Raw genomic sequence first — 25,734 nt, forward strand, 5'->3', positions numbered from 1 at the left:
GACACCGTGCCAGGCCAGGTGATCAATTTATCGGTGATTATGCGCAGTGTTTACGTGCAGGAGCCCAACAAAACCGCCCCTGCAACCAAGCACTGTGCATTTTACAGCGCTGGTCATAAGGGGGTTTATGGTCAGCGGACCATAAACCCCCTTGCGGAACACCCTCGCTGGAGGCCGTGAACAGGCCACGATCAATGTGCCCTGCCTTCAGGAACCGCCAGAGAAGATCGACGAACCGCCCGTCTTGCACCCGTCGCCGCACACATCTCAGAAGCAGCCGATGATGGACCGTGTCGAAGTAGCTGGCCAGATCACCTTCGATGATCCAGCGGCCCCTCGTCGTGTCGGCTCCATCCTGAAGCTGTATCCTTACGGTGCGGACGGCATGATGCACGTTCCGTTCCGACCGGAAGCCGTAGGATAAGCGATGGAAATCGCTCTCCCAGATCGGCCCCATGGCCATCAACATGGCGCGTTGAACGATGCGATCCGTCAGGGTCGGAATATCCAGTGGTCGTAGCTTGCCGTTTGGTTTCGGGATATAGATGCGCTTGACCGGCTGGGGGCGATAACTCTCCTCCAGCAGGCTTGTCCGCAGGTCGTCCAGATGCTGGTCCAGTTTGACCTGCAGTCGTTGCTTATCCATTCCGTCGATACCCGGCGTTCGTGCGCCACTCGACGCAAGAACCATCCGAGCGGTCTCGGCAAGCCATTCCCGATTGGCAATCAACCGAAGAAGCCGATCAAACCTCCGGTTCGGATCGCTCTCGGCCCATGTTGCGAGCTTGTGCTGCATTTCGCTGATTATCAAAGGTCTTCACCTCGCTTGGTCAGATGGTTTGCACTTCAAGCAGTTTGAACTGTTCCCCTTCGCCACGTGGCAGGCTTTCCCTGCCACGGACTACTACGAGAACTCCGCCAACATGATGGACATCAGGGTCAACTCCCTTGCGACGCAATACTTTCGTTGTCATTCCATCATGCCTTCCCTCGTTCATATGCTGGACGTCAGCGTATTGGTGAGGCTGCCGGTCGCAGTCTTTTCCCTTGCGTTCCGCAAGTCGATGCCGATGTCATGGTCTGGCTGCATTCTCCCCATGACCCCATACGGGCGACCTACATATACGACCGTATTCGGATGCCGCCGACTTACGTGTCAGGCAGCTTCATCAGCATTCCACCTGTTAAGCCGTGTAGGCGGAGGCGACATTTCAGCCCTCAGATGCGGGTTACCGGTTCGTGTTCCTCAACCTTCCAATACTATAGCCTCGGGAACCATCTCGGCGTAACGACTTCGCCTCAATCCCCTTTACCTGCGGGCTACGTCACCCTGCCAGTTGACAGCAGGTCACCGCCGCTTGGGCTCATGCCCCCATACAGCAGGCAAATCTTCGAAACCTCCTTTCTCTTTGCATTCCAGTCATATGCCTCCCCGATTGGGGCGAGGCGCACCATACGTAAAATCGGAAAGCCACAGCCTGTTTGGCGCGGGAGCCTTGAACTGACGGTTGACGTGATCGAGCGGGCATGGAGCGCCCTTGTCGGACACGGTGGTTTTGACAGGCTTGCCGCGAATGATGCCTTGCAAGCCCATCGTTCTCATCAGCCGAGCGACGGTGCATCGAGCGACATCGAAGCCTTCTCGCTGTAACTGCCGCCAGATTTTCCGCACACCATATACCCTGAAGTTCTCGTCAAACACGCGGTGTATCTCGATCTTCATGCTCATGTCGCTGCGAACGCGGACCGGCAGGCGATCCACGTTTGTGCGCTTGGCGACGGTGTCGTAATAGGTGGATGGGGCAATCGGCAGCAGTTTGCAGATCGGCTCGACCCCGAGCACCGAACGATGTTCATCGATGAAGGAAATCATCGCTTCAGTGGGCGGTCGAGCTCCGCCTGGGCGAAATAAGCAGATGCCTTGCGCAAAATCTCGTTGGCCTGACGAAGCTCGCGGTTCTCCCGCTCAAGAGCCTTCATCTTCTCAACCACATCGCTCCGCAATCCAGCCCGCTTACCAGTATCCACCTCAGCCTTTTTGACCCACTCATGGAGTGTATGCGGCGCACAGCCTATTTTGGCCGCTATCGATGAGATCGCGGCCCAACGGGACGGATGTTCGGCTTCATGGTCCAAAACAAGCCGCACCGCTCGGGCCCGAACTTCAGATGAAAATTTGTTTGTTGTCTTGCTTGTCATGGCTCCACTTTCTCACGAGTTGGAGCCTCCGGTAAACACGGGGCGGTTCAATGCCTTGGGCCTATGCCGCCCGCATAAAGGCCTCACAATGAGCTCGTCAGATACTCGTCGGTGAGCTCATCGTGAGGCCCCAAAGGCAAAACTATCAAGCCGCTGCAACTGAAAAATCAATGGGGCGCAGACGCCGCATACGGTGTAATCCTGTTGTGGATCGAGGCCGAAAAGCTCAAGGGCCTTGATCCGGAAGCCTACCTGCAGGAGGTCCTCAACCGCTCGCCGATCATAACATCAACCGGATTGACGGGCTCTTAACGTGGAACGTGCAAGATCCGTTAGAAATGGCCTGACCGGACGCTTACTTTAAACGCTCAGCCCGATGTGACACTCAATGCCGGAGAATAGGCGAGCGCTTTTATCCGGCACTCTCGCGCCGACGCGATTGGCACGCGAGCGATCGTCATTGCCGCGGTGACAACGGCGGCGGCAGGATATATTTAGTTGTAAAAAAATCAGACGTACTTTCAGTAGTTGCTACCGCCCTCAGAAATTTGATTTTGAAAAAACATACCTGCTTCTAAGATTATCACTTACTGAATGATGCCCAATGTCAGTGTATATTACAATCGACTTGCGCAATTTTCCAAGATCAAGCACGCAATTTTTGAAATTGCTTGTCAGTTCTCTGAAGAATTCTGATCACTCCATGATTTCCGCTGATTGATTGGGTGTCCCTTGGACCTAATTGCTGCACATTTTTGACTTTACTAGCGGGCGGCCGAATCTGTTCACACTGCGGCGTGCTTGATTTGAGCCTTTTGCCAAAGGGCGGTGCTGACGCTGTCACTGACATTCGAACCGCGTGGCCCCCGAAGAATTGTCTTGAGCAACACGTCGCTTTCTCAACTGACGCCGTCAAAGTCTTTGGGTAAGGGCGTATCCAAAAGAATCAAAAGTGCGCTGAGACATTGTCAACTAGGACGGCGATGCATGAAATCAGGGCGATGATTGAGCTAGTATCATGGAAAGTCACACTGCTCCGTAGTCTTCTTGCGAAATGCCCAACTCTTGCGTTGGCACACTTCTATAAATACGTCGGATGAACCGTGGTGCTATCTCAAGGCATTTCGACATTGCTATGGCGGTACCGAGATGGGCTGTTCGTGACCTAACTCAAATATCGAGTGCTCGGGAACTCTCACTTCGCTTGGAGCAGGCCCGCAACGATTTCCGGGCCACGGTAGGATCAATCTGTTACTTCAACGCTTCGGCGCGTACTCCTGGTCAATTTGACGATGAATATATAATGACCGATCAATCTTTGACTTACGTTTATGCTGATGGAGTGACTGCCCAAAGCTGCGCTATGAACCGCCTTCTACCCTCCAGTTCAAGTAATTTCGGCGCTGCGGCAACAGCCATCCCCCCGTGGCTGTTGGATCCGCCGCGGTTGAACCGCCTCCTTCGAGAGGGAACTGACGAAGGGGGCCTAGTCAATTACTATGAGGGCCCACATAAAAACGCATTCTTTCTCGCTATCATGCGAAGCTGCATATTCGTACGTCCTGGCGCTGATGAGATCAATGGTGTATCTTACGACTTCTTTGCAAGAAGTGGCAACTACACCGAACAAGCAGAAGAGGAAGAGGAAGAGGAAGAGGAAGAGGAAGAGGAAGAAGTGCTAGACCGAGAGTTTCAGTTGGGCAATCTAGTCAGCTATCCGATCATCGCTTGGGGCTCATGTCCTAATTCTGCTTAACCTCTCGCTTGGTGGGGATGGGCCTCCATTTCAGTTGCCGTAGGCCTGCCTATCTGCAAAATTTGCCAAGAATATTTACTGCTCTCTACTATTAAAGCGTACAACATCACTTTTATATAGTTAAATAAAACTTGTACGCAGTGTGTCAATTGTGATTTCGGTTGGTTGTGTCATGTAGTTTTCTGGTGTAAGTGCGACATATTATTGTTGCCAGTAATTTAATATGCATGTTTTATAAACGTTATTATGTTCTTGTTGGCGTATCTGATATTTATTCGCGCTAAGTGAAATTTAGAAGCATTAATATCGATTGTTGGTGTATTTTTTCGTTTATTTATTTTTTAAGTTATTTAAAAACAAATTTTTCCGTGAATTTCAACTAAGGAAATACAGCATATTTTACAATATCACATATTATACAGTGGCGCCGGGCATGCCAGACCTTATTCAAGCCTCTCACAAGACAAGAAATAAAAACACACGCTGGATGCTTCAGTGCATCATAATATATTACATCAGATCAAGCTGGAAGACGGGTTTCAGTTTCCATTGAGCGCGTCGACAATACGATATGGGTTAGCGCCACCTAAGTTCATTGAGGCAAGAGTCCTGCCAGTCATAAAGAGGTCCTCGTAGAGAACGTTCCCGGCCTCCTTTATGACAGACTTCATCGCTGGAACCTGCACTCCGGCCACTTCTGCTATCTGAACCCAGAGCACCATGATGTGTTTGACATCTTCAGTTAAGTAGCGGTGATGCATTGTTGTGGGTGTCCCGACTTCAGCATAACCTTCGTAGGTCTCAAAGAATTCCTTCCACTCGGTGGCCTGGCCGCCATACCACTTTTTAGAATATGTGAAACCTGTTTCGGACTCGAGGCCGAGCGCCGCAATAATCTCGAGGCGTTCATTGTCTAATTCCTGAACACGCTCGATGGCTGCCGGAACAAACTCCCTGTAGAATTTAGGTAGAGGGCTCATACCATTTTCAATCGCATCTTTCGCCACCAGGATCCCTGGAGGATGCACAACCGGATTGGTATTTGAGAAAAATATGGAGGCAGCATCCTTGTACCACTGCAGTCGGTTTGGGAAAAGGGCCTCAAAACGACTTGTGAGATCGTTGCTCAGAAGGCTTGTTGCGGCAACCTCGAAGCAGGCTTTCACGCCAAGCATATGAACGCGTTCGCCGATACGGCGGCAGGCGTAGGGCGACGTTGTTGATTCAATAACAGCAACGGGTGAATGGCTTGGGAACAAGATATTCTTACAAGTCAGGGAAGTTGCACTACCTGGCAACGCGATGAGCACAGTTTCGCTCAGATCGAACTTCACCAACTCGCGCAGAATTCCCTCCTGCGCCAGAGTCGGTACCGTTAGAAAAATGAACTCAGCGTCCAAGATTGCCGCTTCAAGATCATCCTCCAACTGGGGAGTAAAAGCGCCTTCATAGTCGGGGCCGACCAGCTCCAAGGTTCCGATACCCCTGACTTCATTGAAATTTCTTCGGTTGGTGGTTGGTGCCCAGATAACAGCTGTGACTTCCTCGTTGAGCCTTCGAGCGATGTCTCCAGCAAACGTTAGAGCAAGGTTCCCCGCACCGAGAATTGCTACTTTGGACATTGTGAGATTGGTTTTGAAGAAGTTTTGAGGTGAGGGTTCCCTCGTTCTTTGGCCCTTAAATAGGGAGAAGGGGGGTGGGTCCCTTCAAGTTGCCAGCACAGCTGTGTTGAATTTCTCGGATAGATAGGTCACTGCGTACGTAGGAAGCTTGAATTTCATGCCTTCAATTATTTATCTGCTGAGCGCAGTTGATGAAAAAATGGACCCGAGAAAGCGATGTTGGACACGCGGCGTCCTTAACTACCTATCATTACGGGTTAGGTGCTTAGATGTACGTAAGCGCCTACGCACGTTTACCGTTACGTTATTTGGCTGTAAGCAGTGACGTATGACAGGATTTATCGTTATGTCATGTTCGTTAATTCGTGCATTCATATAATAGTTTGCATGTATCTAAGCTGTTGACGATGCGGTGCGCGACGTGGTGCTCACGATCCATTGGAAGGGCGGTCAGCACTCGGAGCTGAGAGTTCGCAAGCCTCAGAGCGGTGAACACGGGTGCGCCACAACGGAAGACGCCTTGGCAGTGATGCGGAGCATGGCTGGACGCTGGTCCGATGAACATATCGCCGCGTCGCTCAATCGAATGGGCATGCCGACCGGGCAAGGAAAAACCTGGACCGCGCACCGTGTCGCTTCGGTGAGGCGCGTACGCGCCATCCACGCATACAAATCAGCCGACAAAGACGGCGACTGGCTGGCCATGACCGAGGCTGCGGCGGCTTTGGGCGTGACCAACCACCGGATACGACACTTGATCAAGACGAGGGTGTTGTCTGCCGAGCAGGTGGTTCCCGGCGCACCGTATCAAATCCGGGCCAGTGACCTCAATTCTGCGAACGTCCGAGCCGCGATAGTGCGAAAGGGTCGCCCGTGTCGCATTGCTGATGCGGAGACGCTTCCAATGTTTACAGATACCTAGAGAAGGATTGCACAATGACTCAGGTCCGCCAAGGGGCCTGATGGTCCGCTCGACGCTGTTGTTATCGGGCATGTTGCCATCGGCGCCCCACGAACGCTCGGCAGATTCGATCCTGTCATGTTAGAATTGTCGTGTCGGGACAGGGGCGTCGGAGTGCGAAGATGCGGGCAGGCCGAATTGACTTTGAGCTGCGAGCTCGCGTTGTTATCTGGCCGCCCCTGCGACTATCCCGTCTGCGCTGCGAGCGCGTATCCGTAGATGTCGCACAGCCCGCGCACTCCCCCATCAACAACATGGAGGATTTTACATGCGGTCGATCGGAATGGATGTGCATCGAAGTTTTGCGCAGGTCGCGTTTCTTGACCGGGGCAAGGTCATGGAAGAATTCCGGGTGGAACTGGATTACGACGCTGTGGTGGCCTTTGGGCAGAAGCTTCGAAAAGATGACGAAGTCAGACTGGAAGCGACCGGGAACACCTCGGCCATCGTAAGGTTGCTAACGCCTTTCGTGGCCAAGGTCGTTATCGCGAACCCGCTTCAGGTGAAGGCCATCGCCCACGCGCGCGTGAAGACAGACAAAGTCGACGCGAGGATTCTGGCGCAGCTTCATGCCGCCGGCTTTTTGCCAGAGGTCTGGGCCGCGGATGACGATACCCTGAACCTGCGTCGTCTCGTGTCGGAGCGCGCGGCGCTCGTGCGATCAGTGCGACGGGTGAAGAGCCGGGTCCAGGCCGTTCTCCACGCCAATCTCGTGCCGAAATACTCGGGACATCTGTTCGGAAAAGGCGGCAGGGACTGGCTCTCGACGGCCCCGTTGCCCAATGCAGAGCGCGACCTCCTCGCCATCTCGATGAACTGGACTGGCTGAAGGGCAAGCTTGAAAAGCTGGATGGCGCCATGGCGCGAATTGCGCTCGACGACACTCGCACGCGCAAGCTGATGACGATCGCCGGGATAAATTCCGTGGTTTCCACGGCGGTGATGGCCGCCATTGGCGACATCTCCCGGTTCCCGACGCCCGACCGGCTTGCGAGCTACTTCGGCTTGACCCCGCGGGTGCGCCAGTCCGGCGACCGCGGGGCAGTCCATGGCCGCATCTCGAAACAGGGAAACGCGATTGCCAGAACGATGCTGATTGAAGCTGCCTGGTCGGCCGCGTCGGTTCCGGGGCCGCTGCGTGCCTTCTTTCTCCGGATCAAGGACCGCAAAGGCCTCAACGTCGCGGCGGTCGCTACGGCGCGCAAGATCGCAAATCTGATCTGGCAGTTGCTGACCAAGAAGGCCCCCTACAGATGGGCTCGGCCCGCCTTTGTTGCTATGAAGATGCGCAAGCTTGAGCTGCGTGCCGGCGCAGCCAAAGCACATGGGCCAGCTGGTCCCGCCCGCGATTACTGGATCAAGGAAATCCGCCATCGAGAGATGGAGCTTGTTGCACAGGCGGAGGCAGCCTACGCGGCCATGGTCGAAGCCTGGAGAGATAGGCCACCTAAACCACAAAAGGGCTGATAAAGGGGCTGTTCAACAACATCCGTGTCGATTTCGACCCGGCCATCGTCGATGTAGACGCTCAAACGGCTGATGGGCAAGTGCGCCAGGCTGCGTTCAAGGGGCTGCGAGAGGATAAGCCCGCAAAAGAAGTCGAGGCCGAGAAGCCGGCAGAACCTGCCGAAGTCGATACGCCCGACCCGGAAACTGCTCGCAAGCCGGCCCCGACGCCGACGACATCTTCCCGTCTTCGCAAGGGTGCAAAGGTCGACGTCATGGGCGTCCTGGTCTCCAGCCCGGACAAGGAGTTGTGGCCTGACGCACTTGATGGCGAACCCGTAACGAAAGTGGACCTCGCTCACTATTATGAGGCAGTCGGGCCTTGGCTCATCGATCATATCAAGGGCCGGCCGTGCTCAATCATTCGCACGCCTGACGGTATTGGCGGGGAGCAGTTCTTCCAAAGGCATGCGATGCAGGGGACATCAAACCTGATCGAACAGGTGAAAGTCTCAGGCGACAAGCAGCCGTACCTCCAGATCGGCCGCGTCGAGGGTTTGGCCGCGATCGCACAGATCGGCGGCGCCGAGCTACATCCGTGGAACTGCGAACCCTATCAGCCTGAAGTCCCCGGTCGTCTCGTCTTCGATCTGGACCCAGGCCCGGATGTCGACTTCGCGACAGTGGTAGAAGGTGCACGAGAAATCAGGGATCGGCTTGAAGAGCTGGGTCTGGTCAGCTTCTGCAAGACGACGGGCGGCAAAGGGCTCCATGTTGTAACGCCGCTCGCTGTTCCGAAGGGCAAGAAGCTGAGCTGGGACGAAGGCAAGGCTTTCGCGCACGACGTGTGTCTGCAGATGGCCCGCGACAATCCCGAGCTTTACCTGACCAAGATGTCCAAGGCGCAGCGTGAAGGCCGTATCTTCCTGGATTATCTGAGAAACGACCGCACCTCGACGGCGGTGGCTCCCCTGTCGCCCCGTGCCCGGCCGGGAGCAACCGTCTCGATGCCCTTGAACTGGGCTCAAGTAAAAAAAGGTCTCGATCCGAAGCGGTTCACAATTCGCACGGTGCCTGGACTTCTGAAGGATAATACGGCGTGGCAGGACTATTGCGATGGTCAAAGGCCGCTAGAGCAGGCGATCAAGCGCTTGGAGAAACTTATGAGGCGGGCTGCGTGACCATACATTGCCCGCTTCAAGAAGCCATTAGGTGGCGTCGCCGCCGCTCAAGATAGGCAGAGATCATCCGGCTTTGCGGGATTTGAGTTCTTTGGCAACCGACTTTTTCAAGGCATCCATGATGTTGACGACGTTGCTCTTTTCCTCGTCGTCGCCCTTTGTGGATTTCGAAGCCTTCGCTTTGCTCGGTTTCTTTGCCTTCTTCTTATCGGCGATGAGCTTCAGCAAGCTTTCTTGAATAGGATCGGACACCATCTCCGGTGACCAGTCCTGCATGCGCTTTTTGATAACTGCCAACGGTTCGTTTCCATCCACGATCCGATTGCCAACCTCTTTCACGTTCCCCGCCACGACATTCCATCCACCCATCATCGCGAATTGCGAGAAACAGCCATGCAAACATGGTACCAAATCGCTGGCATTCAAGCCGCCTAAACCAGAACCTCAACCCCAAATCATGACTGCGAAGCGCTAAGTTTACATTGCCATGCGACCCACAAGACGCCGAGGATCAAGGCCTGGCTCGCACGCCGCCCGCATTGGCATGTTCACTTCACGCCAACGTCAGTCAGCCTCCTGGATCAATCAAGTCGAGCGGTGGTTTGCAGAGCTGACGCGCAAGCAATTGCAACGCGGTGTCATCGTTCCACCGCCGAACTGGAAGCCGACATCGACGCGTTTATCGCAACGCACAACGAGAATCCCAAGCCATACAGATGGGTGAAATCCGCCGGCCAAATCCTCGCCTCCGTCAAGCGATTCTGCCAAAAAACAATGAGCCGAACTTCAGATTCCGGTGACTAGCCGTTTTGATTGAATTCGGTAGCGCTGAATAACGACTGACGGGGCTCCCCAGCATGCCTCGGCAGCAAACCGATCGCGGACGTTACTATTGAAACACAGTTTCTGTTTAACGAGCTGTCAGGGAATGATAGTCGTCAAGTAAGATCGCGGTCAAAAATGAAAACTCGATATATCTATGAAAATATTGATACAAAAAGCGGTAATCCTAAGAGGCGTCCATTATAACTATGTATTAATGTGCGATATATAAATATATCTACAATATTAGAACGTTATTTATGATGATGATTGGGAAGATATACGAAATATGGAAGGGCTGAAAAATGGACGCCTATAAGCTAATAATATTTGATTTTGATGGTACATTGGCCGACAGCGGCGGCTGGATGATAAGCGCTCTGAGGGAAATGTCCGAACGTCACCGATTTATAACGCCCAACGACACTCAGATTGAATATCTGCGTGGCCTTTCAGTCTGCCAGGTTTTGAAATGGCTGAGAGTTCCGATTTGGCGCATTCCTCTGATCGTGAAAGATTTGCGTGAACTGGCTCGCGAGGCCACGTTCCATATATTCCCTAGGACAGAAAAGGTCTTATTTCTCCTCCAAGATCAAGGGGTGGAGCTTGCAATCTTAAGTTCGAACAGCATTGAAAATATTCAGCGCGTGCTCGGGCCATTGGAGGGATACTTTGCTCATATAGAGGGTAGCTCGCCGATATTTGGGAAGGGCAAAAGGATCAATAAGATACTTCGTCGGTGTAATAAGTCTCGGAATGAAGTCCTTCTTGTCGGAGATGAGGTACGTGATATTGAGGCGGCGACGAGCCAAAATATTGCCTCCGCAGCAGTAACGTGGGGTTATGCCAAAAGAGAAGCTTTGGCGTACAGCAATCCCACTCACATTCTCGACGATATTGAGGAATTAATAGACTTGAAACCTATATAGAGAAGAAGAACTGCGCCTGATGTGCTGATAATACTAAATTCACATTTACAATTACATTGAAATTACTGCGCATGCAGAGAGGATTAGGGCTGAAAGCGGATGTCGTCAGATTTGCCAGTAGTCGATGAACGCCCCCGGTTTTACGCCAGAAGCATACATGGACGGTAAGGGTCTGAACTGCGGCATTCAACGGCTTGCAATTACCCACATCTGAGTGTCGCTGCGATTTCGGTTCCGAGGCGAATGTCCGTCAGCCGGCTGAGACCGCGCCAGACGACCGTATTTCCTGGTGGCGGATCTGATGTTCTTGCGAGGTAACCACCTAAACGAGCGAGTTTGGTGAGATAGAAGTTTAGCGATCCCGGCGTCGCCTGCCGGTTACCTGCGTTGCTGACCATTTGATCAAGAATTTCAATTTCCTGTTCGGTGAGGGCCGCAGTTGGCGGTATTTCGGGCGCACTGCGCGCGAGCATTGTCAACCAGAGCACCCTCCAGCTCATAATGCAGAACATGGCGACGAGGTTTGCCAGTCGATCGGCCGTTCGTAATCTTGCATCTTCAGCCCGGCAACCCGACTTCAGGATCTTATGGAAGACCTCAATCTTCCAGCGCATCGCGTACCATTTGATTTTTTCGACGGCATCCTCGCAGCTATGTACCTCAAGATCGGTCAGTAGCTTCCACTCGATGCGCTTGCTGCCGGGCGGAGGGTTGGGCTCCACCGCGTGGATGACGGTCAGGTCTAAAGCAGGATATCGTTTCATCTTGCCGATGGGCGGCAACACCCGGATCCGTTTGAATCGGATATCCAGGTGGACTTTAGTGACCTCGTCGGTATCGGCGCGAACTTCGATAAGGTGCCGTCCGGCAGTTTCAACATCGCGCATTTCAGCCGATATCGTGTGATCCCCGTTGCCAGCCAACCTGTCGACGACCGTGCGCACGACGAAGTGCGTGCCAAGCTCCTTGGTCAGGCAGTAGAGTTCGTAGATATCACTTTCGCGATCGCCTACATGAATGCATCGGTCAGGTTGGCCAAGCAGGCCGACGGATTGCCGCAGATTTTCAAGCCAACGGATGCTTTCCTTGGTTTCGATCGGAACACGCGTCGGATTAATCTTGCGCTTGAGCTGGGCCGTGCCCTTGAACTTGTCGCGGCTCCAGAATTTGACGGCCGCCAACCCCAAGGGTAGCCCATCCAAAGTTACAGCAAGGCTCGAATGCATCAATATTCCGCAGACCGTGTGGTGGCGCAGCCGCTCCTGTTTGTCTCGGCCACTGTTGACGCTCTTGGTAAAGCCAACGGCATGCGGATTACGGCGCTGATAGGTGAACTCAGTTGTGTCCCGCAGCACCAGGATCGGACCTTGGGAAGCATCGTAGCGCTGAGCGGTCGCGGCGAAATGACCGTTGAGGATATCGCCTTCCTCAACATTCGGGTTGGAGAAAAACCGATAAGCCGCTTTCGTGTTGGCCCAATCCTGGCAGGCGAAAGGAATAGAGCCGCCCATGTGCTCCCCGAGCTGTCGTAAAAGTTCTGTGCAGCGTCGGCCAAGGCGAACATCCTTGAAACACCCCGCGTCTATTTCCTGCTTGCTCCAATGGCCGTCACTATCAGCCATCACATCGTCACGAACCGACATAAAGCACCGCCTCAAAAGAATCAGGTGCTCGACACAGAATCACAAGTGATTCTTTCAATTCAAGATTTCAACGAAAGTTTTCCCAAAGGAGTCAGCTACTTATGGGTAATTGCAAGATTCAACGGAGGCTTACGTCGAAGCGACCACTGAGGATTTTGAAGTCATATGTCACACGCGAGTAAATGTCGACTGATTTTGCCCGTGTGAACCGCCCCGTGTTTACCGGAGGCTCCAACTCGTGAGAAAGTGGAGCCATGACAAGCAAGACAACAAACAAATTTTCATCTGAAGTTCGGGCCCGAGCGGTGCGGCTTGTTTTGGACCATGAAGCCGAACATCCGTCCCGTTGGGCCGCGATCTCATCGATAGCGGCCAAAATAGGCTGTGCGCCGCATACACTCCATGAGTGGGTCAAAAAGGCTGAGGTGGATACTGGTAAGCGGGCTGGATTGCGGAGCGATGTGGTTGAGAAGATGAAGGCTCTTGAGCGGGAGAACCGCGAGCTTCGTCAGGCCAACGGGGAGTGTCAGGAATTTCGTGTACGGGCGTGCGGTTGAACATTCGCGTCTACGCCCTTGCGGCCTGAAAGCGGTCCGCAAAGAGAATTGAGAACTGCGATTTTGCCATCGCCCATTCCCTGGGTGGCATCTTCCACTCTTTCTCCGATCTGTTCAAGACCAGATAGAGAAGTTTGGTCGCACCGTCGTCATTTGGGAAATGGCCTCTTGCCCGGACAGCGCGGCGCAGCTTGGAGTTCAGCGCTTCGATGGCGTTCGTGGTGTAAATGATCCGGCGCACGTCCTTGGGAAAGGCAAAGAAGGGGATGACCTCCTGCCAGGCTCGCCGCCAAATCTGGGCGACGGCGGGGAATTTTCGGCCCCAGAAGCCACCCTCGAACGTCGTCAGGGCCGCCTCCGCCGCCTTGTCGTCGATAGCGCCGTAGATGGATTTCAGCTCTCGGGCCAGGTCCTTGCGGTCTTTCCAAGAGGCAAAATCCAGCGAGTTTCGTAGCAGGTGTACGATGCAAGTTTGCACCGTCGTTTCTGCGAAGACTGCATTGATGGCCTCGGGAAAGCCCTTCAGGCCGTCAACGACGGCGATCAAGATGTCCTCGACGCCACGGTTCTTTAGCTCGTTCATCACCCGCAGCCAGAATTTCGCGCCCTCGTTGGTTTCGATCCAGAGGCCGAGAATTTCTTTCGTGCCATCGCCTCGTACGCCGAGCGCAATATGCACCGCCTTGTTGCGAACGTGGCCTTCATCCCTGATCTTGACCCGCAGCGCATCGAAGAATACCAGCGGATAGACCGGCTCTAGTGGCCGCGCTTGCCATATCGCCACCTCGTCCAGCACCGCGTCGGTGACGGCCGAGATCAAGTCTGGCGACACGTCGATGCCGTAAAGCTCCTGGACATGCCCGACGATCTCGCGCGTGCTCATGCCTCGCGCGTACATCGATACGATCTTCTCATCGAAGCCTGGGAAGCGGCGCTGATATTTGGCAAGCAATTGAGGATCGAAACTCGACTGCCGGTCGCGCGGGATGGAAAGCTCAAGCGAGCCGCTATCCGTCAGCACCGTCTTGCGGCCGTAGCCATTCCGGCTGTTGCCGGGGGTCGTTTCGCCAGAGAGGTGATGATCCATCTCTGCATTCAAAGCCCGCTCTGCCAGCGCCTTCTTCAGTTGATCGAGCAGTCCATTGCTCTCGAAAGCTGTCTTCGCGTCCGAACCCGCCAGAAGCTGGTCCAAAATACTATCCGGGATAATAGGCTCTTTCCGTCGTGCCATGGGTGATCTCCTTTGTACCCATTATGCACGCCCGTACACGAAATTCCTGACACTCCCGACCGACCCATGCCTTGGGCATCCGCCCCCCTTTTGACTGTCGTGCACCGGCGGCATGGTGATGCGCCCGCACAATGGTACTGTCGATCATCAGCCATTCCAGATCGGACTCACGGGCAAGAACGGCGAGCATCTCGGTGAGAGACTGTTTGAGAACCCCTTGAACGGCTTTGTGTCATGTGATTCAAGCTTGGGATGTGGACCTCAACGACGCGTGGCCGAATGGCCGACATTGCCAAGAAGACGAAACGCTACCCGACGGATCTGACCGATGAGGAATGGGCCTGCATACAGCCTTTCCTACCCGGCGCGCGTAGGAACGGTCGTCCAGTTGAGACGAATTTGCGCGAGGTTTTGAACGCGATCCGTTATTTGGCGCGCTCGGGCGGCGGTTGGCGGATGCTGCCCAAGGATTTCCCGCCATGGCAGACCGTCTATTGGTGGTTTCGTCGCTTCGTCCGGCGTTTCATGTTCCAGACGATCCATGATGTCGCGCTGATGCTCGACCGCCAGCGCTCGGGACGCGAAGCGAGCCCGACGGGCGGGGTTATCGATAGCCAGTCGGTCAAGGCTCCAGCAGCAAAGAAAAGAGGTTACGACGCCGGCAAGAAGATCGTTGGACGCAAGCGCCACATCGCGGTCGATACCGATGGCCGCTTGCTGATGGTCAATCTCACACCCGCCGACATCTCCGACAGCGCCGGGGCGCAGTTGATGCTCGATAGCGTGAGCAAGCGCTGGCCCTGGCTCAAGCATCTGCAATGCCTTCAAACCATTGTCATGCATGATGCGAGCAACCCTGTGGCGACCGACGCAAACCCCGTCTTCCTTCAGTTCCACCGTCATGCGTGGGCTTTCATAGGTTTCATGTGAGGTGGTGAACTGAGCCCGGATATGAGCCAAAAGAACCATGTCCGTCCTTTGCCGCAGGCTTGGTTTGCGTATGTCCCAAGCGTAATATCCGCTTTCACTGACACCCAGAAGCGTGCAGGCACGCTGAACAGGAACATTGGCCTTCTCTGCCGCAATGACCTTGAATTTCATTTCATGGTTTCCTTTGCAAAGAAGGCGGCTGCTTTTTTTAATAAATCGCGCTCCTGACGCAGAATTTCATTTTCCTTGCGAAGACGCGCCAGTTCCTTGGCAGTATCTTCGTGTGGTCCAGAAAGCAGGTCGGCTTCCTTGTGGGCGCTCACCCATTTCCCAAGCGTCGAGAGCCCAACGCCAAGATCATCGGATATTGCACGCAACGGCCTGCCGCTGGTGCGCGCAAGTCGGACAGCCTCAGCTTTGAAAGCATCTGTGAACTTGGCGTGGCGGCCGGGTGAATTCTTCTTCGTGTTCGTCATAGGGCGAAATCCTATCAAAGGTTAGGGATTCGCTCTCCACTTCTTCCGGGCAAGTCCAACCCTTGATCCGCTCCCACTGATCATCATCCCGCAGTGCATCGCAATCCATCACCGAACTCCAAAAGCCAGTGTTGAACCTGATTTGACGCCCCGCGGGAATCCCAAAAACGTAAATCGTCACCACAGCCTAGGCGCAGACATAGAAGCTCACTTCGGCTGACAACGTCCGCTACCGATATCCGACCGCTAACCCTCTTCGCCAGACGGGGTCGCCTTGCCGCTTACGGTGCATCGTTGAGCCATAAACAGCATCGCCCCCCTACACGACCAAGTGGCTGGTGGCAGGATGTATTGTCATGTAAACAAAATGCTGTAATTTGTGATGAGTACCCGCAATCAAATAATCCTAGCCGTAGCATTCTTATTGTTCAATTAAGCTCGTCGTCATAAGAAGAAAAAATTGTGATAAAATAATTGATTCCGTAGTTCATTGAGAAGCAAGATTGGACCCCAAGCCGTCAAATGTCGTAAGTTTCGGTGTCCGTCTTTAATATAATTGTTTGTTCAATATTTCTAATAATACAAACGTAAGTATGACGCGTTATACTTTATTAATTAAAATCACGATTTTTACAATATATTGAGAATTCCCGTTATTGAAAATGCGATGGATGTTAATGATGCTAATATTTAGTTAGGGTTCTGCGAGGTTTAATTGGAGCGGTATTTATATAATATAGAAAATGAATTGCAAAAACATAAAAATAAATAATATATGTTTGCTACATACCCCACTAATGGGCAAAGGAAACTTACTGAAATTAAATATTACTAATATTCTTGACCGAATTTGACCATTTCCTCTACAGCACGCCCGATCGCTAACACCATATCGTCCGACCCAAACGGGCCCTCGATCTGTATTCCAACCGGTAGCCTGTCGGGTGTCAACGACACTGGGACGCTCAAGCTTGGCAGCCCGATGTTACTGCTAGGATCTAGGTTTCGAACGAAAATTCCAAAGGTATCAGTCTCGACGCCGTTGTGTACAAGCGTAGTCTGCAGCCCTACTGGTTTGGCGGTTAGGGGAACTGAAGGAAATAAAACAGCGTCAAGGCCGTTGGAGGAGTAATAATTCTCATATGTTGCTTTTAGCCTGGGCTTGTAGCACCGAAGCGCCCTCCGGTAGACCGACTCTGAAATAAGTCCTTTTGATAGTTGAGATTGCACGAGGTCATAGACCTGTGGATCCTGAATATTCTGTATCAACTCATCAAACGTGTTTCCAATCCCGTGAAACGAGAGATAGGCCATGAGCGCTCGGGGAAACTCATAAATAGCAACTGGCAAGCTCACTTTGCGGGTTAGCTCCGCAACATTCGGAATGTCCGCTTCCACGAACGTCATTTGGTTGGTAGCCAGACGTCGAATTGCTCGTTCCGAGGCTGCCGCAACATGCGGTTCGAGATTATCAAAGAAGTGGGATCGAGGCAGACCCAACCGAAGCCCCTTGAGTGACATATTTTGAGTAGGACACTTGTTGCGAATGATCCGATCCAATAGAACCGCATCTTCAACCGAGCGGACAATGAGGCCAGGAGTGTCTCTCGACGGACTCACCGGCACAATGCCATCGGTTGGATAGTTGCCAAATGTTGGACGAAAACCAACAACCCCACATAGTGCCGCCGGAAGCCTAACAGAAGCGCCGGTGTCAGTTCCTATGCCGCCCAACATCAAATTGGCTGCTACCGAGACAGCAACGCCCCCACTCGATCCACCAGAGATCAGAGCCTGGTTCCAAGGGTTTCGTGCGGGACCAAACGTCTTGTTGTCATTTGTTATACCAAAAGATAACTCGTGCATATTTCCAGACGCCCCAATCAGTGCACCGGCTGAATGAAGTCGCTCTACTATCTTTGCCGGAATAGCTGGCTTGTGCCGAAGCAGTCCCTGTGTGCCAGCGGACGTCGGGAATATTCCAGTCGCTATGTTTGCTTTGAAACAAAGGGGGATACCCATAAGGCCCACCCCGCCGGATCCGTTCCTATCCACACGATCTGCCTCATTTCTTAGATGAAGCCAGTCAGTTGCAGCGAAGGCGTTCAAGTGGGTTGCAGATTCCGAACGGGAGACCAAAGACTCAACTAGGTCCCGACATGAATACTGTTTCCTCCTTAGAGCTCTCAACGTCTGCGAAATTGATGATATTTCAACCATTTTACTAGCAAGACCGGCTCTATTTTTTTGATATTATATGACGAGTACCCTTAATTATAATTTTGTAATACAATTACACCGCCAATTACGGGGTTAAATTCAATGAGTTGACTTTGCCCGACAGTGGGTCCCTTCAATTTTGAATAGGCGTGCAAGGATACTGTTGCAGATTGAAGACTTTTCTTCCGCACAACCCTCCAGACCAGCTCTGCAAATTGTCTTCGTGGGACCTACACTATTAATCAAAATGATTTTTCGGTTAAAAGTTACTTCTATAAAAGATGCTTTAAGCACAGAGCAGAAACAGCATCGAAATATTTCTTATTTTCAATGGCTAATTTTTTCTATTCTAGAATCACAAACAGAAGCTACTCCACCAAGAACTTGCTCAACATTGAAGATAAAGGTCGCTTGAAAGATGAGCTCGAGAAGACGCGGCAAACCAACATTTGCGAGATTTGCTTGCATCCTAGGGGGCACAGAGCAAGCGTCTGTCGACAAATATTGATGGGGTTCGCTTACACAAGCAAAACCGTGCTGGAAGGTTTACTTTCGACAATGCCTCATGATGACGCCCCGCTTGGGAAAATCTTCGTAACGGATTTGCCGCCCTATGATGAGCAAGTCCCTCAAGTCCTGCTGATGCAAGCTGCAGCACTAGTCACAAGCTACGAATATTCCTTTGAAGATTTAGCATATTTCTTGGTCCTACCGCTGCAGATGGCTCTAATGCAAAAGTCTCCAAGTCTTGGGAAGGATTTTCCGGTAATTTCTGGTTATTCGATCACAAAAGACAGTGTGCACTCTCCTGTCGCGTTTGGAAGAAATTTGATGCCTAGGGGCGTCAGTTGTGAGTTTCCTCAAATCGATGTTCTCTACGACTATCGCGGATTTCTCGAGGGAGGAGCTTTTAGCGAAGGGGTCACCTCTTTCCCTAAAGAAACTAAAAAACCAAAAGTTGCCGTCATTGGAGCCGGTATTTCAGGATTGGTTTCCGCAACACTTTTGCTGCGAAACGGTATCGACGACGTTACCATATTCGAAGCCAAAAACGTGGTGGGAGGTAGAGCCCACACACACTTCTTCAAAGGCGAACCGTCGGTCTGCGCGGAACTTGGTGCAATGAGGTTTCCTCGCAGCCAAGCTTGCTTGTTCTACCTGCTGGAATATCTAGGAATCAATGCAATGACTAAATTTCCAAATCCAGGAACGGTTGATACCGGCTTGTACTACCGCGGGAGAAGCTACAACTGGAAAGCTCATAGCCTCCCCCCAGCAATTTTCAATCGAGTTCATAAAGGCTGGCGTACATTCTTGCACGCGGGTTTTGTAGATGGTGTTGCAGCATTCGCGTCCCCGTTTACACTAACTGAGTGTCTCCGGCTTCGTAACTATGAGTTCGCTTCCTCGCTTTGGCAGAAGTGGCTGGATGCCTTCAGCAGCGAAACATTTTCGTCCGGAATAGAGAGAATCTTTAGGGGTGCTCACCCACCAGGTGGGGAGAAATGGACCAGAGATGTCGACATGGAGCTATTCAAAGAGCTCGGAGTGGGGTCGGGCGGATTCGGTCCGGTATTTGGGTGCGGCTTCATCGAGATATTGCGGTTGATAGTGAATGGCTATGAAGACAATGTAATGTTGCTGCTTGATGGAATAGAGGAAATCCCACGAAGGCTATCTCAGCAGAAAGTTGGGTCATATTCAATCCGGGATCGGATAATCCACAAAGAGGTGAAGGAGATAATTAGGACCGAGTCAGGAATCTCGCTAGCTATTGGCGAAGGAATGCATGCAACCTTTGATCGCGTGATCGTAACATCTGGCTTTACGAATATTCAGTTGAGGCATCTCTTAACCAATGATGACAGCTTTTTTTCTTACGACGTTAACCAAGCGATCGAGAACAGCCACATGACAGGCTCATCAAAGCTGTTTGTTCTCACGCAGAATAAGTTCTGGAAAGCTGAAGAACTCCCTTCCTGCATACTGACAACCGGTGTTGCCAAAGCAGTTTACTGTCTGGATTACGAGCCTGATAAACCGAGCGGAAAAGGCCTTGTACTTTTGAGCTACACTTGGGAAGACGATTCCCATAAACTCCTGACATTCGATAAAGGAGAAAGATTTCAAATCTTGAAGCGCGATCTCGCAAAATCATATCCTAGATTTGCGGATTTGCTTGAGCCGGCTGATGGGGATTACGATAACAACATCATCCAGCACGACTGGATTCTGGACCCATATGCAGGCGGTGCTTTCAAGTTAAATCGCCGATGCGAAGACGTCTATTCAAAAAGGCTTTTCTTTCAGCCGCTTCGACTGAACGGAGAGCCTGATGGACGTGTCTGTTTGGCCGGGTGCAGTTGTTCCTTTTCTGGCGGATGGGTGGAGGGCGCTATCCAGACTGCATGTAACGCTGCGATGGCAACGATTAGAGATGCTGGCGGCTTAATTAGCGGCGATAACCCCCTGACAAACGAGTTCGTTAACTATCATTACTAGAGTAGTGTCTACCTGTAGACATAAAAAGGATGCTATAACGCATAACGTTACGTTTTTTATTTCGTATAATGTAATAAAATATTCTAGTTATGTGTATATGTGAAAAATAGCGAAAATAATTGCAAATTAGAGTAGTAAGTATTATAATGGATGGTACCAAACGCAAATTTAATTGCAAAAGTATTTCAGAGCGATAATGGAATGCTTATTAAAGCATTAATACATCTTCTAGCAATACTTCGAAATGTATTTATATTATGGAATTTTTTTTAAAATTTGGGTTGATTAATGCTAGCGTCAGCTATTTAGCGAGAAAGAATTTGGTCAAAGGTCGCCTGTCTACCTGCTCCAAAGTCAAATGTTGAAACAGGGCAATAGCAAACAATTACAACGTTGAATTCTCCTGGAAGACAACGGCGCCCTTATTGTGTAAGTCTTGACAGGATATATGGTGATGTCACGTGCATCCGTGCATCCGTGCATCCGTGCATCCGTGCATCCGTGCATCCGTGCATCCGTGCATCCGTGCATCCGTGCATCCGTGCATCCGTCGCACCCCTCCGGCGTTGCTTGCAATTACCCACATTTGAGTGTCGCCGCATTTCGGTTCCAAGGCGAATATCTGTCAGCCGACTGAGGCCGCGCCAGACAACCGTATTTCCCGGATGCGGATCTGATGTTCTTGCAAGGTAACCGCCCAAACGAGCGAGTTTGATGAGATAGAAGTTTAACGATCTCAGCGTCGCCTGCCTGTTGCCTGCGTTGCTGACCATTTGATCGAGGATATCGATTTCCTATTCGATGAGAGGCGCGGTTGGTGGTGTTTCTGGCGCAAGTGCGCGCGAGCATCGTCAACCAGAGCACTGACCAGCTCATGATGCAAAATACGGCAAAGAGGTTTGCCAATCTGTCGGTCGTTCGTAGTCTCGCGTCTTCGGCCCGGCAACCGAACTTGAGGATCTTATAGAAGACCTCAATCTTCCAGCGCATCGCGTACCATTTTATTTTTCCGACTATGTCCTCGCAGCTATTCACCTCAAGATCGGTCAGTAGCTTGCAATTTATACGCTTGCGGCTGGCTGGAGGGTTAGGCTCCACCGCGTGGATGACGGTAAGGTCCAAGGCAGGATATCGCTTCTTCTTGCCGACAGGCGGCAGAACTTGGATCGACAGTTTTAAAATCGCGCATTTCAGCCGAGATTTTCTGCTCGACCAGCGGCAGGTATGTCAACGCCGCGAATTTTCCTCAGAAGTGCGGATGGCGGGTAATGATCTCGCCGCGGCAGTCGATCACGACTAATACCAACCTGCATTGATCAGAACTGACGAGCCCATTTTCGGCGGCCGATGGTCATGATGCGCCAAGGCTGATCGACCAGCTTGTTCCAAGCCTCGCAGCAGTGGTCGAGAATATTGTCGTGGGAGGTAAAAACGCGATTGGAAAGCCAGTTATCGCGCATGAATTGCCAAACGTTCTCGACCGGGTTCAGCTCGGGACACTTGGCGGGTAGCGCGATGATGCTGATGTTGTCGGGGACCTCGAGCTTGTCGGTCATGTGCCATCCGGCCTGGTCCATCAACACCACGGCGTGCGCGCCCGGCGCTACGGCGAGCGCGATCTCAGCGAGATGTAGCGACATCGTTTCTGTGTTGCAAAAGGGCAGGATCAGCCCGGCACCCTTGCCCTGTTCGGGGCAGATGGCTCCGAAGATGTAGGCCGATTTCGTGCGCTGGTCCTTGGGCGCCGAGGGTCGTGTTCCGCGTCTGGCCCAGCGCCGTGTGATGGTGTTCTTCTGACCGACGCGGGCCTCGTCTTGGAACCAGACTTCTATGGACGTGCCCTTCGGGAGGCTTGTCCGGACCTTTGCCACTTCGGCAGCAAAGCCCCCTTTTTGAATGTCTCCATGGCCAGCTCGTTCTGCGCATGATGACGTGGTCGCGCGGTCAGCTTCACATAGCCCAGCTTTTTCAACTCGCGGCTCACGGTGGTTTCGTCGAGCGACACCGCGAACTCCTCGTGCAGCAAATACACAAGGTCGATCAACCGCCAACGCACGACACCATGGATCGCCGGGATCGGCCCGCGCTCGACCGCCTCGACCAGCGCACGACGCTGGGCATCGTTGAGGATCGACGGCTTGCCCGGCGCCTTGCCGTCCAGAAGACCGTCGGGGCCACGGGCATTGAACCGGATCACCCAGTCCCGCACGATCTGAAGGGTCACCCCGCCAATCCTTGCGGCCTCGCTCCTGCTGCTCCCCTCGTAGATCTGCGCCAGGGCCAGCAGTCGCCGGGCCTGCGGCGCGCTCTTTGATAATCGCGCCAGTCGCCGGAGCGACGCTCCGTCAAAATCTTCCCGCAAGCCGATCGCTTGTCCCATCGCCACGTCCTTTCGATGCAGGACGCCATTGATTCACACTTTCATCGCTTTGGGAATCCACAACCTGAGTCAGCCTCAACGCAGGCTGGTATAAGTCGACATATCCTCTGAGCCAGAGGTCCTGATGACCGCATCCGAACTCCTTCGAAAGGCGTTTGGCGCTCCGGCCAAGATCATTTAGCCGCAACATCGCCACCAGCACATCAGGCTGAAGCATGTCCCCAGTCGCCTCACCGAAGTCGGCCTGCGGATGGCGGGGCGGATGCGACAGCGGCGCGAACACCTCGTGACGGCGCTGATCCCGCTCGCGCATGTAATCCTTGATGATCGTGGCGCCGTCGGTTAACCCGCACTTCTCATACAGCCGGTCAAACACCAACTTGGTCGTACATTGCTGCTTGCGCGGAACCTTCAGATCCTCATCAGGCCAATGCTCGATCGTCGAAACAAACGCATCCAGCTTCGGACGCAGGATCGGTGAACGCCCCTGATAGTCAGGGGGCGTCGAATAGGCTACCATCTTAGCCACGCTGTCGGGCGGTACGTTGAAACGCTTCGCTGCCTGACGCTGCGTCATCCCTTCTCAGACCGCCAGACGAACCTTGAGATATATTTCCAAGTTGTAGATCCCTTGTTCCTCCTGCGCTCATTGCAGAAGGAAATAGGTCGCCGATTTTTACTTCACCCGCGGCTGGACTATTCCGCCGCTACCGTGGCCGACACATTAATACGCTCGATCGTAAACGGTGCATCGAACCGCCGTGCTATCTCGATGGCAGCCGGTGAGATCGCGGCGCCGCTTTTGCCCCGCCTTTCGGCGCGTTGGCTTCCAGATCCGCCAGGGAGAAGAACGGTCGTCTTGTATGATGGTATGGCCCCCTTCCGCCGGAGGCAGCCGCGAGAAATGATGGAGACGTGTCAACCCGGAGGTTCATGATGCTCAAGTTAGTGTTGTTGATCTCGATATTGCCAAGTGTGCCTACCAAGTCCACGTAGTTGATTCTATTGGAAAAAAAGCGTCATCCGCCATCGACATAAGGAGGTGAAACATTATTCCGAAAGCTTTCATCTCCTCTCGTCGCGCTTGAAGCTTTTCCTGGCTCGCCCGTCGTGGTGACTGCGTATCCGACGAACAGCTTCGCCGTTTTCCAACTGGTTCATCGTTGAGCCAGAACCATCATTGCTCGCCTCCTATATGATCGAGTGGCTGATGGCAGGATATATCAAAGTGTAAGTGTCAATCGAGTGCTTCCCACCTGCCGAAACATCAAATGCCTCGCCTTTGTCTGTAGGTGATTGCAAAACGACAGAATGATTGACCCCGCTTGCTGGCGCTCTGGAGCAATTAGTCAATATTCCTTCTTAGTGCGGGGCGGCTGTATGCGAAGGGTGGGCCACCTCCGAAGACTTAATTGGAAAAAGTTTGTCGTTGTAGGGAAGACGTAAGCACTTCCGTCATCGCTTCACTATTGTTGCTTCTTACAGATCGTCGCTGTACAGACTATAAAGGTCAGCAGTTCATTGTCTGGGCCACTTGCTCAGTTCACCTTTGAGATTTCAACAAATGCGGCGCGCCTTACCAAAAGTCGAATGGTGTCCCCACCAGTTGTTGAGAGAGCTAATCGATTTGACCGTCAATCAGTTATACTGAATGTTACCATATGAGATATCGCTCTATAAATTGGCCATTTTGCAAATCCAAACCCAAGCGCTCAAAACTACAAGATATTGAGCAGACAAAATATGGAAGCACACTTGATCTTCGGGCCGACATCTACGGGAAAAACTTCAGTTGCAATAGCTCTTGCTAAAAGAACTGGTTTTCCTGTGATAGTACTGGACCGAATCCAATGCTACTCCCAGCTTTCTGTTGGAGGTGGGCGACCTTCTGCTGCAGAATTTCAAGGAACCAGGCGTATTTACCTGATTGAAGGATCGCTTGATGAAGGTGTAATCAGCGCTGAACGAGCTCATGAATGTCTCGTCGCAGCAGTCGAAGCTCACAAGCCCGAGGGTGGGGTGATACTTGAGGGGGGCTCAATCTCACTGTTCAAACGTATGGCTCAAAGCAGCTATTGGAATTGTGGCTTTACATGGCATGTCACCCGACTTCACCTCGGCGGTGAAGAGATTTTTCTGGCAGCGGCGAAGAAGAGGATCAATCAGATGATGCAACCGGATGAGCAGGGAAATTCATTTTTGGGAGAACTGGTCTCTGTCTGGAAGACAACTGCGCTGAGAGCCACACTTGAGGGAATATGTGGCTATCGTTATGCTATAGAATTTGCTGGGAAGCAGGGTCTGGAGATGGATGCACTTACAAGCCTGAACCGTCGTCAACTTGAGCAGTTGGTGCACGGTATGGCGCATGAATATCTCTGCTACGCCCGTCAACAGGAACAAGAACTTCCCTTGCCCTCGCTTGCTGGTGGGGAGGGACCTCCATTTCAGTAGCAGTAGGCTTGCCTATCTGCGCAATTCTCCAAAATACCGTTGCTCCCTACTTCTAAGGCGTACAATACTACTGTTATATAGCTAATAAAATTGTACGCAGTGTGTTTATTATGATGCGACCTGACGGGGACTTTGTTGCTAAGTTTCCCGGTATAAGGGCGACATTCTATTGTCGTTAATGTAATATGTATGTTTGAATAAACGCTTTTATGTTCCTATTTGCGTTTTTGGTGTTTATTCGCAATGTTAAATATCGGAATTGTCGATATAGTTTGTTATTATATTGTGTTTTCGTTTTGTTTGTAGATTATTTGTTTAAAACTAAATTTATTTGTGAATCTATAATAAGAAAATGCGTAATATTTCACAATATAATATATTATACAGTAGTGCTGGCCAATTGTATCGAACGTGCCAGACATTAT

The 25,734-nt window shown here is 52.2% G+C and carries 11 protein-coding genes, 12 pseudogenes and 1 other annotated feature; of the genes and pseudogenes, 12 read left to right on the top strand and 11 right to left on the bottom strand.

Annotated elements, in window-relative coordinates:
- Positions 1-136: 136 nt before the first annotated feature.
- Positions 137-811: pseudogene (locus tag AVCG78_RS26900) on the bottom strand (reverse transcriptase domain-containing protein); the annotation flags it as partial.
- Between the two features lie 636 nt (positions 812-1,447).
- Positions 1,448-2,199 (bottom strand): annotated as a pseudogene (locus tag AVCG78_RS26905) (IS3 family transposase); the annotation flags it as partial.
- Positions 1,799-1,915 (bottom strand) — a sequence feature (AL1L pseudoknot). It overlaps the preceding pseudogene by 117 nt.
- Positions 2,200-3,334: 1,135 nt before the next feature.
- Between AVCG78_RS26905 and AVCG78_RS26910 the strand changes: the two are divergent.
- Positions 3,335-3,955 carry a RolB family protein gene (locus AVCG78_RS26910; protein ID WP_012649056.1) on the top strand — a complete coding sequence of 207 codons (621 nt, stop codon included), beginning with the start codon at positions 3,335-3,337 and terminating at the stop codon, positions 3,953-3,955.
- 539 nt (positions 3,956-4,494) lie between these two features.
- Here the strand turns inward: AVCG78_RS26910 and vis are convergent.
- The gene (gene vis / locus AVCG78_RS26915) at positions 4,495-5,577 is read right to left on the bottom strand and encodes a vitopine synthase (RefSeq protein WP_012649057.1); all 1,083 of its coding nucleotides are present in this window, start codon (positions 5,575-5,577) and stop codon (positions 4,495-4,497) included.
- A 400-nt stretch (positions 5,578-5,977) separates the two neighbouring features.
- Here vis and AVCG78_RS26920 point away from each other — a divergent pair.
- From AVCG78_RS26920 to ligD, 3 pseudogenes are all read left to right on the top strand, one after another.
- A pseudogene (locus AVCG78_RS26920) lies at positions 5,978-6,499 on the top strand (recombinase family protein); the annotation flags it as partial.
- Positions 6,500-6,821: 322 nt separating this feature from the next.
- A pseudogene (locus tag AVCG78_RS26925) lies at positions 6,822-8,005 on the top strand (IS110 family RNA-guided transposase).
- A 62-nt stretch (positions 8,006-8,067) separates the two neighbouring features.
- Positions 8,068-9,165, top strand: a pseudogene (gene ligD, locus AVCG78_RS26930) (DNA ligase D); the annotation flags it as partial.
- Positions 9,166-9,228: 63 nt separating this feature from the next.
- Here ligD and AVCG78_RS26935 read toward each other — a convergent pair.
- Positions 9,229-9,456, bottom strand: a pseudogene (locus AVCG78_RS26935) (hypothetical protein); the annotation flags it as partial.
- Between the two features lie 3 nt (positions 9,457-9,459).
- Here AVCG78_RS26935 and AVCG78_RS26940 point away from each other — a divergent pair.
- From AVCG78_RS26940 to AVCG78_RS26950, 3 genes and pseudogenes are all read left to right on the top strand, one after another.
- A pseudogene (locus tag AVCG78_RS26940) lies at positions 9,460-9,600 on the top strand (IS6 family transposase); the annotation flags it as partial.
- Positions 9,601-9,651: 51 nt separating this feature from the next.
- A pseudogene (locus AVCG78_RS26945) lies at positions 9,652-9,969 on the top strand (IS630 family transposase); the annotation flags it as partial.
- Positions 9,970-10,292: 323 nt separating this feature from the next.
- Positions 10,293-10,916, top strand: coding sequence for an HAD family hydrolase (locus tag AVCG78_RS26950; protein ID WP_012649062.1), 624 nt, complete (start codon positions 10,293-10,295; stop codon positions 10,914-10,916).
- A gap of 200 nt (positions 10,917-11,116) precedes the next feature.
- On the opposite strand, the gene AVCG78_RS26955 is transcribed toward AVCG78_RS26950, so the two are convergent.
- Positions 11,117-12,559 carry an IS4 family transposase gene (locus AVCG78_RS26955; RefSeq protein ID WP_234618232.1) on the bottom strand — a complete coding sequence of 481 codons (1,443 nt, stop codon included), beginning with the start codon at positions 12,557-12,559 and terminating at the stop codon, positions 11,117-11,119.
- Positions 12,560-12,813: 254 nt separating this feature from the next.
- On the opposite strand from AVCG78_RS26955, the pseudogene AVCG78_RS26960 reads away from it, so the two are divergent.
- Positions 12,814-13,077: pseudogene (locus tag AVCG78_RS26960) on the top strand (transposase); the annotation flags it as partial.
- Positions 13,078-13,126: 49 nt separating this feature from the next.
- On the opposite strand, the gene AVCG78_RS26965 reads toward AVCG78_RS26960, so the two are convergent.
- Positions 13,127-14,347 carry an IS256 family transposase gene (locus AVCG78_RS26965; protein WP_012649065.1) on the bottom strand — a complete coding sequence of 407 codons (1,221 nt, stop codon included), beginning with the start codon at positions 14,345-14,347 and terminating at the stop codon, positions 13,127-13,129.
- Between the two features lie 56 nt (positions 14,348-14,403).
- Positions 14,404-14,546, bottom strand: a pseudogene (locus tag AVCG78_RS26970) (IS5/IS1182 family transposase); the annotation flags it as partial.
- 53 nt (positions 14,547-14,599) lie between these two features.
- Here AVCG78_RS26970 and AVCG78_RS26975 point away from each other — a divergent pair.
- Positions 14,600-15,163 (top strand): annotated as a pseudogene (locus AVCG78_RS26975) (IS5 family transposase); the annotation flags it as partial.
- On the opposite strand, the pseudogene AVCG78_RS26980 reads toward AVCG78_RS26975, so the two are convergent.
- Positions 15,161-15,753, bottom strand: a pseudogene (locus tag AVCG78_RS26980) (transposase); the annotation flags it as partial. The pseudogenes AVCG78_RS26975 and AVCG78_RS26980 overlap by 3 nt on opposite strands.
- 831 nt (positions 15,754-16,584) lie before the next feature.
- Entirely contained in the window at positions 16,585-17,973 is a 1,389-nt protein-coding gene (iaaH, locus tag AVCG78_RS26985; protein ID WP_012649066.1) for an indoleacetamide hydrolase, read from the bottom strand.
- 507 nt (positions 17,974-18,480) lie between these two features.
- Here iaaH and AVCG78_RS26990 point away from each other — a divergent pair.
- Complete coding sequence (locus tag AVCG78_RS26990; RefSeq protein WP_324611384.1) at positions 18,481-20,475, top strand: FAD-dependent oxidoreductase; 1,995 nt, start codon at positions 18,481-18,483, stop codon at positions 20,473-20,475.
- Positions 20,476-21,529: 1,054 nt separating this feature from the next.
- The gene (locus AVCG78_RS26995) at positions 21,530-21,775 is read left to right on the top strand and encodes a hypothetical protein (RefSeq protein WP_139191521.1); all 246 of its coding nucleotides are present in this window, start codon (positions 21,530-21,532) and stop codon (positions 21,773-21,775) included.
- Between the two features lie 16 nt (positions 21,776-21,791).
- Here the strand turns inward: AVCG78_RS26995 and AVCG78_RS27000 are convergent.
- Both AVCG78_RS27000 and AVCG78_RS27005 read right to left on the bottom strand, forming a co-directional pair.
- Positions 21,792-22,855, bottom strand: a protein-coding gene (locus AVCG78_RS27000; protein WP_174083776.1) for an IS630 family transposase whose coding sequence is annotated in 2 segments (ribosomal slippage) — positions 21,792-22,361 and positions 22,364-22,855 — 1,062 coding nt in all. Because the reading frame shifts where the segments join, the coding sequence is not laid out codon by codon here.
- Complete coding sequence (locus AVCG78_RS27005; RefSeq protein WP_012649068.1) at positions 22,821-23,432, bottom strand: transposase; 612 nt, start codon at positions 23,430-23,432, stop codon at positions 22,821-22,823. Before AVCG78_RS27005 ends, AVCG78_RS27000 begins: the two co-directional genes overlap by 35 nt.
- 1,166 nt (positions 23,433-24,598) lie before the next feature.
- On the opposite strand from AVCG78_RS27005, the gene ipt reads away from it, so the two are divergent.
- Positions 24,599-25,309 carry an adenylate dimethylallyltransferase Ipt gene (gene ipt / locus AVCG78_RS27010; RefSeq protein ID WP_012649069.1) on the top strand — a complete coding sequence of 237 codons (711 nt, stop codon included), beginning with the start codon at positions 24,599-24,601 and terminating at the stop codon, positions 25,307-25,309.
- Positions 25,310-25,734 lie beyond the last annotated feature (425 nt).

The organism is Gillisella vitis (assembly GCF_021559775.1).
Taxonomy (GTDB): Bacteria; Pseudomonadota; Alphaproteobacteria; order Rhizobiales; family Rhizobiaceae; genus Allorhizobium; species Allorhizobium ampelinum.